The organism is Mucilaginibacter sp. A5337 (assembly GCF_059690695.1).
Genome location: NZ_JCAWEC010000004.1, coordinates 146,744 through 160,081 on the forward strand (window position 1 = coordinate 146,744; position 13,338 = coordinate 160,081).

Here is a 13,338-nt window from a genome sequence, read left to right on the forward strand (position 1 = left end):
TATGTCAATGGTCACATCCGCACTTAAAAGGCCCATCACAACGGTGGTGGTTACTTTAAGCCTGCTCATTTTCGCGGTGCTTAGTGCTATCAATATACCAATAGATATTTTTCCCAAATTAAACCTGCCCACCATTTATGTAATTGAATCATACGGGGGCATGTCGCCCCAGCAAATGGAGGGCTTCTTTTCAACCCGCTTGCAGGATCAGTTTCTGTATGTGAACGGGATCAAGAGCATCACCAGTAAAAACATTCAGGGCCTAACCATGGTGAAGCTCAGTTTTTACGAAAGCACAGATATGGCCGAAGCACAGGCCCAGGTAGCCTTACAGGTAAGCCGTGTAATGAGCTTTTTCCCTCCGGGAGCATTGCCGCCGCAGGTGATAAGGTTTGATGCCTCGTCGTTACCCGTAGGGCAGTTGGTGCTGTCGGCGCCAAATCGCAGCCTGAAGGACATTTACGATATGGCTGCTACCAAGGTAAGGCCGATGTTTGCAACAGTTCCGGGTTTATCGGCTCCTCCGCCGTTTGGTTCAAACGCAAGGTCAATCACCTTAAATGTTGATCCTAACAAACTTAGAAGTTATGGCCTTACCCCCGATGAGGTAGTGGGCGCGCTGGCTAAGTTCAACGTAATGTCGCCTTCGGGCAACCTGAGGTTAGGTAATACCATGTTTGTAACTACCGTTAACACGTTGATTAATCAAACCGACGAGTTTGGTAATATCCCTGTGGTAACCAAAAACGGTGTACCCATTTTAGTAAAAGATGTTGCACGGGTAGCCGATGCTACCGACGTTACTGTGGATTACGCTTTGATCAATGGTAAGCGCTCCGTTTATCTGCCGGTGGTAAAAACTGCCGATGCCAGTACCTGGAGCGTGGTGCAGGCTTTGAAAAAGAAGATCCCGGAAATTCAGGGCCTTTTGCCTGACGATGTTAAGATCTCGTACGAGTTTGACCAATCTATATTTGTGATAAACGCGGTAAAAAGCTTGTTAACAGAGGGTGGATTAGGAGCGCTGCTCACAGGCTTAATGGTGTTACTGTTTTTGCGCGACTGGCGAAGCAGCTTGATCGTAGTGATCACCATCCCGGTATCTATTTTATTGGGCGTACTGTTGCTTGGCTTATTCGGTCAAACTATCAATATCATGACCCTGAGCGGACTGGCGCTTGCCATCGGCATCCTCGTGGATCAGGCCACGGTGACCATAGAGAACATTCACCAACACCTGGAGATGGGTAAAAGTAAAGCACAGGCAATTTTTGACGCCTGCCAGGAAATTTCCTTTCCGCTGTTGCTGATCTTGCTTTGTATCCTGGCCGTGTTTGCGCCATCATTTATGATGAACGGCGTACCTAAGGCCATGTTCCTGCCGCTGTCGTTGTCTATCGGTTTAACCATGATCGTATCGTACATTATAGCGCAAACGCTGGTGCCCATCATGTCGAACTGGCTTATCAAGGCCGAAACATATCAGCATTACGAGCATGGCAAACTGCACGCCCATGCTGGCGAAGCTATGGACAGGCCAGAGGAAGGGCAGGTAAACCATCACCTGCAGCAGGAAGAACAACACCCGGAAAAAAACGACCTGTTTGAACGGATAAAAATGCGCTTCATGAACATCCTCAAAAAATGGATGCCAAATAAACGGATAATTGTACCTGTTTACCTTGTTGTGGTGCTGGCGCTTGCCGGTATTTGCTTTGTTACCATTGGTAAGGATATGATGCCGAAACTTAACAACGGGCAGTTCCAGATCAGGATCAAAGAGCCGGACGGTACAAGGCTTGAACGTACCGAAGATGGGCTGAAACAGGTATTACAGATCATCGACAGTACGGTTAACCATCACGTGGCAATTACATCAGGCTATGTGGGCATTGTGCCCAGCAGCTACGGTACCAGTAACCTTTATGTGTTTAATACCGGTACGCACGAGGCCGTATTGCAGGTTAACCTTGATGAAGATTACCATATCAACATGGATGAGCTTAAAGATGCGTTACGTAAAAATATAGCATCGCGCTTACCTGATTTGCGCATCACTTTTGAACCTATCGACATGACCGAGAAGATCATGAGCCAGGGAGCTTCTACTCCTATTGAAATAAGGGTAGCAGGTAAAGATATGGCACAGATAGAGGGCTATGCCAATAAAGTGTTAGCCGGTCTTAAAAAGATAGATTACCTGCGGGATGTGCAAATCACTCAGCCTTTAAAATTTCCCGTAGTTGCTATAACGCTCGACAGGTTGAAGGCAGCGCAGTTGGGCCTGGATATTAAAGATGTTGCCCGCTCGGTTACAGCCAGTACCTCATCAAGCCGTTTCACCGAGAAAAACCTTTGGTTGGATGATAAATCGGCCTATACCTACCAGGTGCAGGTGCAAATTCCGGAGTATGTGATGAATACCATGGATGAGCTGAAGGAAATTCCACTGGTAAAAGGCCAAAGCACACCGGTATTGGGCGATATTGCCAGCTTTAAGGTTAACTACGTTCCCGGCGAATACGACCGAACCGGCCCGCGCCGCTTTTTAACTGTGAGTGCTAATATTTATAAAAAAGATTTGGGTACAGCTACCGCCGCGGTACAAAAAGTAATTAAATCGGTTGGTGCGCCTCCTAAAGGGTTGATTGCGGAAGTTAAAGGGATGTCGAGCTTATTGACTGAAACGCTTGATAGCTTACAAAACGGTTTGATGTTTGCCATTTTGGTGATCTTTTTACTGCTGGCTGCCAATTACCAGTCGTTCAAATTATCCCTTACGGTGTTATCTACCGTGCCCGCGGTAATATTAGGTTCGTTAACGGCATTGCTGCTTACAGGTTCAACACTTAACCTGCAAAGCTATATGGGTATGATCATGTCGACAGGGGTATCGGTAGCAAACGCTATCCTGATCGTGACTAATGCCGAAACATTGAGGCTGGATTATAAAGACTCCACAAGGGCGGCCATTACTAGTGCCTCTATCAGGTTGCGGCCAATCCTTATGACCAGTTTGGCCATGATGGCCGGTATGATCCCGATGGCGTCGGGTATGGGTGAAGCCGGGGAACAAACCGCGCCGTTGGGTCGCGCGGTGATAGGTGGCTTGTTTGCCTCAACTTTGGCCGCGCTGTTTATACTGCCGCAGGTATTTGCCTGGGTTCAGCAAAAAACTACTTATGATTCCCCATCCCTGTTAAAGGATGTAAACGTTAACCAACCGCAACAACTTGAAACTTCCAACAGCTAATATCATGAAACTAAAATATATCGTACTGCTAAGCAGTATCAGCCTGATGGCCGCATGTGCAGGCAATCAAAAACCGGTGGACCTTACAGAAAACAAAAAATCCACCCCAAAAGCAACTGAGTATGAAACCGGTAAAGTGTCAGAAAAAGCACTGTCGAGCGAAGCCCGCCTACCGGGACAGTTAAAACCTTATAACGAAGTAAACTTGTTCCCTAAAGTAAACGGGTTTGTGAAAACCGTTTTTGTTGACCGCGGTACGCTGGTAAAAAAAGGGCAGTTGTTAGTCACTTTAGAGGCTCCCGAAATGGAATCGCAACTGCAGGCTGCGGATTCGCGATATATGCAGGCCAAGGAAAATGCAGTTGCCAGTAAGGAAAAATATCAGCGCTTAAAAGAAGCCGCGAAAGAGCCGGGCTCAGTATCTCCGCTTGAGCTGGATAACGCCTTGTCAAAAATGAAGGCTGATGATGCGATGGCCCGTTCAGAAAGCTCAATCGTGGCATCTGTACGCACCATGCAGGATTACCTGAACATCCGCGCGCCGTTTGATGGTATGATCATTCAGCGTAACGTATCTCCGGGAGCTTTAGTGGCTCCGGGTAAAGGTACAGACCTGCCTATGCTTATTTTGCAGGATACCCGCAAACTGCGTTTAGAGGTTTATATCCCCGAAGATTTCGTAGATAAAGTTGACCTGAAACAACAGGTAAAATTTACGTTTAACGCTATGCCGGGACAGGAACAAACAGCAAAGATCAGTCGCTCGGCCAATGCCTTAGGGAGCATGCGTTCCGAAGCTATTGAAATAGATGTGCAAAACCAAAATGGAATATTGAAGCCGGGCATGTATGCCGAAGTAAAGATCCCGATGCTGTCGGGTGCAAAATCATTATTGGTTCCCAATAACGCCATTATCCGTTCTACCGAGCGGGAATATGTGATTGCAGTTAAAAATGGCAAAGCCGTTTTAACAGATATCAAGGAAGGGCTTACAAGACATGATTCGACAGAGGTATTCGGTAACCTGAAAGCCAATGACACTATTCTTAAAAACGCAAGTGATGAGGTAAAGGATGGAGCGGTGATTAATTAGAAATAGCTCCAATTTTTAATAAAAAATGTCATTTCGAACGAACAGTGGGTAGGGTTGTGAGATAGGGCGAGGAGAAATCTTATATACCATGTTGATCAGACACGATCAGCGCGACGTATAAGATTTCTCACTCGTTCCTCGTTTCGAAATGACATTTTTATTTTTTACCCTATCAAAATTTCCCGCTCTACATTAACCTGCTTTAAAAAATACTCATCATGCGATACTACGATCAGCGTACCGCGATAATCACTAATCGCAGCTGTTAATATTTCAATATTTTGAATATCGAGGTTATTAGTAGGTTCATCCAGGATGATCATATCAGGTGCCTGGTTGCCGATGGTTAATGAGCAAAGCATCAGCCTCATTTTTTCGCCGCCACTAAGTGCGCTGCACGGTTTATCCCAATCCTCGCGGGTAAACAGGAACCTGTTAAGGCGAATTTTGATATCATGCTCTTGCAATGCACCGGAGTTAAATTCTTCTGCTTGTTGGTAAACGCTGAGCTTATTATTGATTAGTGAGTAATCCTGATCGATATAAATGGCTTTAACTTTTGCACGTTCAATCACCCCGGATTGGGGTTCCAGTTGACTAAGCAACATCTTTATGAGCGTAGTTTTGCCAGAGCCGTTTGCCCCCCTGATCACTAATCTTTCGCCACTAACTATTTGAAAGCTAAGCGGCGGGTTCCAAAGTGATTGCCCATCATATCCAAAATTCAGCTCCCTGGCGGTTATTAACACTTTACCTTTATGAAGAGCGGAGTTATCAAAGTCCATCTTCATTTTATCGATATCAGGCAGTTGGCTGCGCAGCTGGCTTAGTTCCTGTGCAATAGCCCCGGTTTTTTCGGTGTGTACACCCTGCATTTTTGAGGTGCTTTTTTCGGCGCTGTTTTTCAGGATTTTCATCATGATGGTGGGCACGCCGGCTTTTTCCTGCTTCTTTTTGCCGCGCGCGTCCAGTTTTTGCTGCCGCTCCATAGATTCCCGTTCTGTTTCTTTGGCCTTACGAAGTGCTTTTTCCTTACTTTTTACATCTTGATTCAGTGCCTCGCTTTCAATATCCTTTTGTTGGGCATAAAAATCATAGTTGCCGCCGTAAACGGTTATGCCGCGTTTGCTGAGTTCACAAACCGTGTTGAGCAGGTTAAGCAGGGTACGGTCGTGACTAACTACCAACAAAGTATTATTTGTTGTTTGGATATAGTTATAAAGCAGTTTGCGCCCGACGACATCCAGGTGATTGCTTGGTTCGTCAAGTAAAACTATATCAGGGCGATGAATGGCTATACCTGCCAAAAATACCTTTGTTTTTTGACCACCACTAAGCGAGCCCATTTTTTGTGCCAGATCGATGTCGGTAAGCTGCCAGTGAATAAACGCTTCGGTGCAGCGCTCTTCAATGGCCCAGTCATCATTGAGTATGGTCATGTTCTCGTCGGTTACATTACCGTCGAGGATCTGTTGCAGGGCGTTTAGCTTATCGGCTATTTGCAGGGCTTCGGCAACGGTAAATTCGTTATACTGCCCGAAGATCTGTGGAACAAAGTATGGCCGCGAATCAGTTTTAACCACACCGCCGGCTGGCTTTAGATTTCCGGCCAGGATTTTAAGCAGGGTCGATTTTCCGGTGCCGTTATTGCCTATTAGGGCAATTTTATCATGTTTGTTAACTACGAGATCAATACCGGCAAATAAAAGATCACGGTTAGGGTGTATATAGGTAATATCGTGAAGAATAAGCATAATTTCTTTCTTGAAAAAGGTGAATAATTGCAGGCGTTGCAGCAACGGCACTGTGTTATTTGTCCTGAAAGAAATTATTTATCACATAAAGGGAATGGTTGGTTACCGGGGCAAAGGTAGTGTTTTATATCAAATTTAGCCTTCTTGATTACGAAAATCAATTAGATAGCTGATAGTAGGCTCCATACAGTAATAGCCCATGAATTAACAATTCCCTCCCCAGGGGGGGGCGCGTTAGGATTGTGTGTTGGCAGGGAGGGGTTTATGCACCTTTGCAACGACAAGTCATCTCGCAGAAACTCCTCCCTACACCCTCCCAAGGGAGGAATCGCGCAGCACCAACGCCTTAAACTCTCTCTTGTCTTTTATAGGCTATTACTCTTTATACGAACCTTCTGAAATATCTTACCCTTTTAAAACTACTTCGTCACCTTCTGCACTTTAAAGTCTTCAAACTTTACATCGAAGCTTTGTTTGCCGGGGGCTGCTGCAACCATGCCTATCATGGCTTTTACATTTGGTGGGAAATAAGCCAGGCGGAGCATATCATATTTTTCGCCATCGAACGAGTATTTGATCTCCACAAAATCGCCTTTGCGCAGCAATTTTAACCAAACAGATTTAGGGCTGTCATGCCTTGGCACTACCGACCAGTCTGATACTTCACGGGTAACTACTGCGCTTACATTTTGAACGCCGTCGACATATTCGATGCCCGTTTTGATCCAGTTTTTGTTATCTATCCGTACCATTAAGCCGGCCTGGTGAAACAATTCTTTATAGGCTCCGGTAATTTTTACGCTTGCCTCAAAATCGCCTTCCTGTTCGGTGAAGTAAAAAGGGCCGTTGTCCCGGATAAAGCCGTAATGCGTTACCCGCCAGTAATCGGTTGCCGGGTCAACGGTCATGTGCAGCGCACTTCCTTCTATTGATGATTTTTGAGGTTTACTGTACCATTGCATAGTATTTAAGTTTTGTGCTAAACCAAATTTGCTGAGCAGGGCAAATAAGGTTAAAAAGGTTAGTTTTTTCATGGCGGTAAATTTATGATTTATAAAGAACGTGCAGGAGCCTGCAGGGGATTTCAATTCCGGCTTTAGCGATGGGATATTTTTTTACAAAATATTAAAATAACAAAAGTCCGTTAGGTTATTGCACAGATAGGTTGATATCGGCTGATAGTTGTAAATTAGGATTGCGTTAATCAAGCCTTACAGTAATGTTTAAACGTTCCACACCAATATTAGCCTCGCTTGATGAAGCTAAAACAATAGCTTTCTACACCGAAAAATTAGGCTTTACCTTTTGTGATAGCCATAATGGTTACCTGGTATTTAGCCGTGATGGCATTAATGTGCATTTATTTCCCTGTAATGAACCGGAAACCTGCTGCAACATGGGCTGCTATATTTATGTAACCGATATAGAGCAGCTTTATAATGAGTATCAACAATCAGACTTAATCCATCCGAACGGTGCTTTGCGGATGATGCCCTGGGGATTGCGTCAATTTGCAGTTGTTGATAACAATGGTAATATCTTCTACTTTGCTGATTACAGGGAATGAAATATCATTTAAAGCATACGATGACATTATGAAAATTATGTTAAATAATAACGTGTTTGATTGTAATATTTATTATTTGTTAAAATATACTTAACTTAGTGTTAAACAACACAAGCTAATGTATGTCGCAAAACACATTACCGCTCTATGCTATAGTTGAATTATTAATGCGTCTCGCGGGCGTTGATCCTCAAATTGGAAATTATAAAAATCATTCGGAACGTGGAGATAACGTTCTTGTAAAAACTACCAACGGCACTATTCAACTGTCAAAAGCCCTCGTTCTATCCCAATTTCATAAGCCCGAAGATATTCAAAAGCACGATCTGGAATCCCTGGCATCGCGGTTTAGGAGAAGATTAAGAAAGGTAAAGAATTGACCTGAAGATTTTATTATTGCTCCCATTTATTAAAAACGTGATAGATTTATCGCATGAAATTAAGTAACTCTTTCAGTGGGGCATTAAGAACATTTGCCTACTTCATGGCAAGCGGAACTCAGAATACACTTGAGGGAATTGATTATCTCTCATTGTATGGCAATGAACCAAGTGCTATAGAACAGGTGTTTGCCATTAATGCCAATGTAATTGAACTGGATGATGCCGGAAAAGTTCTGAATGCTAAATATGCAGAAAAAAGAGCGACAGACTATCTTCGGGCGTACTGCGACCCTTCATTCATTGTGGAACCTCCTTTTGATTATTGGGAGGTTGAGCTTCATGAACCGCCATCATTGAAGGATGAAAGAAAAAAGATATAGCGGGGACTCCAGCTTTATCCCTATTAGTGCTACCTTTGTTTATTTGTAAGCAATTGCCGCACTTGATGGCCCTGTTAACGGAATAATTGCGGTTGATTGAAACCCTGCAATATCAGCCCACCTGTTAAAGTCGGCAAACGTGTAATCAAAGCCAGTCCCTGTTTCAATAAGCATATTTAAGCTCATCATCATGCCAAAAACATTTTGTTTTCTTTCATCATCAATAATGCCCTCAATAGCTACGAATGCCCCGCCGACAGGAAGGGCATCATAAGCTTTTTTCATTAGGGCCATTTTATTTTCTTCGTTCCAGTCATGCAGGATATTACCCATTACAACAATATCGGCGCTGGGTATTGGCATGGTGAAAAAGTCGCCGTTTGCCGTTTTTACCCGATCGGATAACCCGAATTGTTGTATGGTAGCGTTTGCAATAGGTTCAACCGGTGGCAAGTCAAAACTGGTGCAACGCATGTGTGGATTATGCTTGGCTACCATTATCGAAAGCAACCCGGCCGAGCCCCCTACATCAACCAACGTTTTATACTTTGTGAAATCAAACTTTTGAGCGAAGGCCATAAAATTACCCATCTGGATGCCGCTCATGGCATTGGTAAACTCCTTTAATTTTTCAGGGTCTGAATATATTAAGCCAAAAAAGTCCTCACTTCTCTTTGCTTCGTTTTGCGGAAGCCCGGTAAGCAGCCCTTCACCCAGGTTCCCCCAAAATGTATACAGGCGGTTGTTCATCATTTCAAGGATGCCACCGATATATGATGGCTTATTTTTATCTAAAAATGTATCGGTATCATTGGTATTTGAGTAAATTGCTGTATCAAGGATTCCTTCACGCTTTAAAAAGCCAAATACAGTTAAAGCATCTAAAAAATCAAAGACATTTCTGTCGGTGCAATTAAGTTTTAGGATGTCCTTAACATCTTTTGCACTCATCGTACCCTTTTCGGCAAGTTTGGTAAATAACTGGAAACTCACGGCGGTTAACAGAATTTTTGAAGCCCAAAATCCTGTGCCAATTTTCATGATGTTTTCTGGCGATGGTTGGTTAGGTTGCTGTTCCATTTTTTTAGTAATTATCGGTTTAAAAAATTGGTAATGCCTTTCGGCAAATTCTACCCGGGCGGGTAAAATATAGTTACTTAAAAGTACAGCGATTTTATTTAAGAATAAAGAGTTTTTATAGTTGGGGGTAATATTATTTGCCTTATTTTTAGATTGTTAGTTTTAAAAAGCTTGTTTTCCTGTATCTATGCTTAGCGCTTTAACTGTTCTATTTTTTTAATCAAATCATTTTTTACTGCTTTCGTTTTGATGTATTGTAAGGCAAGAGAATAGTGTTCGATTGCTTTATCAAGGTCTACCGTTTCATACAGGTATCCCAATAATTTGTGATAATGATCGTTGGTTGCCAGTTTTAGCTTCTCTGTCTCCAGTATGGCTTTTTCATTTCCGTATACCATGGCAATGGCAAATGCCCTGTTTAATGCAATTACAGGCGAATATGCTATTAAGATAAGCTGATTATAAAGTTGTAAAATATGCTGCCACTTGTTGAGAGCTGCAGGGTTTGTATGCCAGTAGGCGATACCCGCCTCAAGGTGATATTTTGATACCTGGTTACCCTGGCAGGCATTTACAAGATAGTAATTGCCTTTTTCAATGAGGTCTTTATTCCATCGGTTTTGATCCTGATCGTCATAAATAACAACTTCGCCATTATTATTGGTACGTGCTTCAATCCGCGAGCTTTGGTAACACATCAGTGCCAGCAGCGCTTTGGTTTGTGCCGTATCAGTTATGGGGTTTTCTGTAAGGACGAGTGCCAGTCTTATCGCCTCTGCACATAGCTCATTCCTGATGAGTTGATCATTGGTTTTTGAAAAATACCCTTCATTGAATAATAGGTACAAGGTTTTAAGAACTGTATCCAAGCGAAACATAATATGGGGCTCGCTCAACGCCCTGATCTGAAAAGGATTATTGCGAAGGGCGGTCCTTGCCCGGTGCAAGCGTTTTTTTATGGTCTCCACCCCGGTCAGAAAAGCATTGGCTATTTCCTCTACCGTAAAACCGCAAAGGATCTGGAGCGCCAGACAGATCTGACTTTCTGTAGAATTGGCCGGATCACAAACAGCAAAGACCATTGTTAACTGACTATCGCCAATATGCTCGTCCTCAAATTCAACATCAGGTTCGGCTTCCGTTATGTTGTGTTTAATGTTGGCAACAATCTTCGTGTCAAAAAGTGTAACGCGCTTTAAATGATCTTTCGCTTTGTTTTTGGCAACAGTGTAAAGCCAGGCGGCCGGGTTTTCCGGCACGACGGTAATAGCCCAGTTTTCAGATGCTTTAAGAAAAGTTTCGCCAATAATATCTTCGGCAATTTCAATGTGCTCCAATCCAAAATGATGGCATAGCATGGCAATCATCTTCAGGTATTCCTGCCTGTAAAGATCACCCAATAAAGTTATGTTATTTAATTGCTTTGCCCTCAATATCGCTAACGTTTTAAAACCTCCCTTATTTCTACATTGCCGCCAAGTTTAAAGACCGGACAGTCTTTAACCATTTCCACCGATTCATTAATTGTTTCAGCCCTTATAATGACATAGCCTACTATAAATTCCTTAATCTCGGTATATGGCCCATCGGTTACCACGCCACCATCCTGTACTGTTGCTGCGGTTCCGGAGAACGGTAAGAGCGAATTGCCCTGGTCAACCAGTTTATTTTGTGCAGCGATACCGGCCAGCCAGTTCAAACGTTCCTGCACCTGCTCTGGCGTAGGTTTAAAGTCATCAATATTTTTCAGCCTGAAAATTAACATGAACTCTTTCATATCTGAAACTAAAGATTTTGTATAATGTCTTCGTAATCGACTTTGAAGTTTTGTTCAGCAGTGCCTTCAACCCTGTATGTACAAATGTCGGTAATCCCTGTATAGGCGCTAAATACTGCTTTTATGTATGATTCAATGAACTCATACTCCTGGGGCCAGTCTGCCAGTCTGCCGCCGGAAGCTATAGCCAAATATACCTTTTTGTTATTGAGGCATCCGGTTTTTGTGCCATCCGCGTTAAACTTATAGCTCACGCCCACCCGCACCAGCTGATCGAGCCAGGCTTTTAAAAGCGAAGAGATCCCGAAGTTATGCATTGGTGTACTTATGACAATGATATCAGCCTGGTTCATCTCATTAAAAATGGCTTTGGCGTAGTTAAGCAATTGCTCTCCTTTTTCGTCAATCATCTCCGGAAATTTGTAAAACTCCCAGATCAATGCTTCATCCAAAAACGGCGGAGGTAATTTGGTTAAATCCCTTTCTACTACCTCGTTAACTTCATTTTTATCGATAAGCTTATTAATGATGGCAGTGCTAAGCCCCTTGCTGTATGACTGCCCGCCACGCGCACTTGAAATAATGTGTAATGCACTTTTCATGTTTTAATAGTATTGTTTACGCTAATGACGATCGGTTTTTAGAAATGGGGACATGACAGTTTGATATCTTAAAAAGATAATAAATAAAAGGCGTTCATGCTGAGTGTTTAAATCCGTTAGATTCTGAAGGTACAGTGACATCTCCGCCTCGTCATTGTGGGGTACAAAGCAATCCCCTGCAGGAAGGCAAAAGGCTTTGTTCTATAGATTTACATCGTCGCGCTTTTGGCCGCGCGGGGCCAGATACTTTTGTCTTGACACAAAAGTATCCAAAAAGTCAAGTCAGCAGATAGGCTTCTTTGCGCACAGGCCTTTGCCCTGCAAAGCGGTCAGAACCACGGGCTGCAATTATTTTGCCCCGCTACGCTCGCGCTTTCCCAATGCTTCTGCAAAAACTTGCTATGCCCCTTCATGCGCTCATGGCCGGCATTGTTCTGCCCGCTTTCACCCGAAGCTTACCTGCTGACGGGAACATTCTTTATTTATTATGTAATGGGTAGACGGTATGGCTCTTAATATGAACGCTTTTAAAGAAGATTTGAAATGCAGAATCAGAGATCGTAGGCAGGGTTAATCCCAAATACCATTCTGTGCAGTGAATATCACCGGTTGGCCACCTGTTACCATAATGGTATGCTCGTGTTGTGCCACAAAGCCACCTTTATTACCGAGCAGCGTCCAGCCGTCGGCTTGTGTTTCGGCAATTGTTGATCGTGTTGAGATGAATGTCTCTATAGCTACCACCGAGTTCTTTTTAAAACGGGCAGTGTTATACCTGTCGCAGAAATTGGCAATTTCATGCGGCTCTTCATGCAGGCTGCGGCCAACACCATGGCCGGTGAGGTTTTTTATAACGGTATAGCCGGCTTTTTTAGCTTCGGTTTCGATTAACCTGCCAATCTCCGAAATCCTGACACCGCCTTTGATATTGCTGATCGCTTTTTTTAAGATATCTTTTGATGCCTCCACCAGTTTGCCATGACCATGAATATCCTGCCCTAATACAAAAGAACCACCGTTATCGGCCCAAAAGCCATTTAGCTCTGCCGATACATCGATGTTTACCAGGTCGCCCTCTTTAAGGATTTTATCAGCTGATGGGATGCCGTGGGCAGCTTCTTCATTAACGCTGATACAAGTAAACCCCGGAAAGTTGTAGGTTAGCAAAGGAGCGGAACGTGCGCCTAATTGTGCCAGTAATTCGCCGCCGTAGTCGTCAAGTTCTTTGGTGGAGATTCCTGGTTTGGCATACTCCCGCATCTTCTTAAGCGTAATGGCTACAGCATCACTGGCTTCCTGCATACCAATTCTCTCATTTTCGGTGGATATAGACATTTGCTAATTTTTTATGTGCTGCAAAATTAGCAATTAATGCTTTGGGTAGCGTTCGCTGAATGTCAGTTTATGACACTGGGGTTCCGGCAAATAAAGCTTGAGTTAAATAATATT

Annotated in this window: 11 protein-coding genes; 4 read left to right on the top strand and 7 right to left on the bottom strand. The window is 43.5% G+C overall.

Annotated features, from left to right (window positions below):
* The first annotated feature begins 1 nt into the window (after position 1).
* Together AC59JO_RS14480 and AC59JO_RS14485 are read left to right on the top strand one after the other, a co-directional pair.
* A complete protein-coding gene (locus AC59JO_RS14480) occupies positions 2 to 3,253 on the top strand; it encodes an efflux RND transporter permease subunit (protein ID WP_497306108.1) in 3,252 nt (1,083 codons plus the stop codon).
* A gap of 4 nt (positions 3,254 to 3,257) precedes the next feature.
* Positions 3,258 to 4,346: an efflux RND transporter periplasmic adaptor subunit gene (locus tag AC59JO_RS14485; RefSeq protein WP_497306110.1), complete on the top strand. Its 1,089-nt coding sequence runs from the start codon at positions 3,258 to 3,260 to the stop codon at positions 4,344 to 4,346.
* Between the two features lie 164 nt (positions 4,347 to 4,510).
* Here AC59JO_RS14485 and abc-f read toward each other — a convergent pair whose 3' ends face one another.
* Entirely contained in the window at positions 4,511 to 6,100 is a 1,590-nt protein-coding gene (gene abc-f / locus AC59JO_RS14490) for a ribosomal protection-like ABC-F family protein (RefSeq protein WP_497306112.1), read from the bottom strand.
* Between the two features lie 419 nt (positions 6,101 to 6,519).
* The gene (locus AC59JO_RS14495) at positions 6,520 to 7,134 is read right to left on the bottom strand and encodes a DUF1349 domain-containing protein (protein ID WP_497306114.1); all 615 of its coding nucleotides are present in this window, start codon (positions 7,132 to 7,134) and stop codon (positions 6,520 to 6,522) included.
* Positions 7,135 to 7,319: 185 nt separating this feature from the next.
* On the opposite strand from AC59JO_RS14495, the gene AC59JO_RS14500 reads away from it, so the two are divergent.
* On the top strand, positions 7,320 to 7,667 hold the full coding sequence (locus AC59JO_RS14500) for a bleomycin resistance protein (protein ID WP_497306116.1): 348 nt from the start codon (positions 7,320 to 7,322) through the stop codon (positions 7,665 to 7,667).
* Positions 7,668 to 8,100: 433 nt separating this feature from the next.
* A complete protein-coding gene (locus tag AC59JO_RS14505; RefSeq protein WP_497306117.1) occupies positions 8,101 to 8,430 on the top strand; it encodes a DUF7677 family protein in 330 nt (109 codons plus the stop codon).
* 39 nt (positions 8,431 to 8,469) lie between these two features.
* Here AC59JO_RS14505 and AC59JO_RS14510 read toward each other — a convergent pair whose 3' ends face one another.
* The 5 genes from AC59JO_RS14510 to map form a co-directional block, all read right to left on the bottom strand.
* The gene (locus tag AC59JO_RS14510; protein WP_497306119.1) at positions 8,470 to 9,510 is read right to left on the bottom strand and encodes a methyltransferase; all 1,041 of its coding nucleotides are present in this window, start codon (positions 9,508 to 9,510) and stop codon (positions 8,470 to 8,472) included.
* Positions 9,511 to 9,701: 191 nt separating this feature from the next.
* Positions 9,702 to 10,943, bottom strand: a complete 1,242-nt coding sequence (locus AC59JO_RS14515; protein WP_413669967.1) for an RNA polymerase sigma factor — start codon at positions 10,941 to 10,943, stop codon at positions 9,702 to 9,704.
* A gap of 5 nt (positions 10,944 to 10,948) precedes the next feature.
* Positions 10,949 to 11,287: a YciI family protein gene (locus tag AC59JO_RS14520; RefSeq protein ID WP_413669966.1), complete on the bottom strand. Its 339-nt coding sequence runs from the start codon at positions 11,285 to 11,287 to the stop codon at positions 10,949 to 10,951.
* An 8-nt stretch (positions 11,288 to 11,295) separates the two neighbouring features.
* The gene (locus AC59JO_RS14525; RefSeq protein ID WP_497306121.1) at positions 11,296 to 11,889 is read right to left on the bottom strand and encodes an FMN-dependent NADH-azoreductase; all 594 of its coding nucleotides are present in this window, start codon (positions 11,887 to 11,889) and stop codon (positions 11,296 to 11,298) included.
* Positions 11,890 to 12,459: 570 nt separating this feature from the next.
* Complete coding sequence (gene map / locus AC59JO_RS14530) at positions 12,460 to 13,224, bottom strand: type I methionyl aminopeptidase (RefSeq protein ID WP_497306123.1); 765 nt, start codon at positions 13,222 to 13,224, stop codon at positions 12,460 to 12,462.
* Positions 13,225 to 13,338: the final 114 nt, after the last annotated feature.

Bases quoted from the DNA above. Each gene is read 5' to 3' on its own strand.
- AC59JO_RS14485 (WP_497306110.1), top strand. From the start codon at position 3,258: ATGAAACTAAAATATATCGTACTGCTAAGCAGTATCAGCCTGATGGCC.
- AC59JO_RS14510 (WP_497306119.1), bottom strand. From the start codon at position 9,510: ATGGAACAGCAACCTAACCAACCATCGCCAGAAAACATCATGAAAATT.
- AC59JO_RS14500 (WP_497306116.1), top strand. From the start codon at position 7,320: ATGTTTAAACGTTCCACACCAATATTAGCCTCGCTTGATGAAGCTAAA.
- map (WP_497306123.1), bottom strand. From the start codon at position 13,224: ATGTCTATATCCACCGAAAATGAGAGAATTGGTATGCAGGAAGCCAGT.
- AC59JO_RS14480 (WP_497306108.1), top strand. From the start codon at position 2: ATGTCAATGGTCACATCCGCACTTAAAAGGCCCATCACAACGGTGGTG.
- AC59JO_RS14520 (WP_413669966.1), bottom strand. From the start codon at position 11,287: ATGAAAGAGTTCATGTTAATTTTCAGGCTGAAAAATATTGATGACTTT.
- AC59JO_RS14505 (WP_497306117.1), top strand. From the start codon at position 8,101: ATGAAATTAAGTAACTCTTTCAGTGGGGCATTAAGAACATTTGCCTAC.
- AC59JO_RS14525 (WP_497306121.1), bottom strand. From the start codon at position 11,889: ATGAAAAGTGCATTACACATTATTTCAAGTGCGCGTGGCGGGCAGTCA.
- abc-f (WP_497306112.1), bottom strand. From the start codon at position 6,100: ATGCTTATTCTTCACGATATTACCTATATACACCCTAACCGTGATCTT.
- AC59JO_RS14495 (WP_497306114.1), bottom strand. From the start codon at position 7,134: ATGAAAAAACTAACCTTTTTAACCTTATTTGCCCTGCTCAGCAAATTT.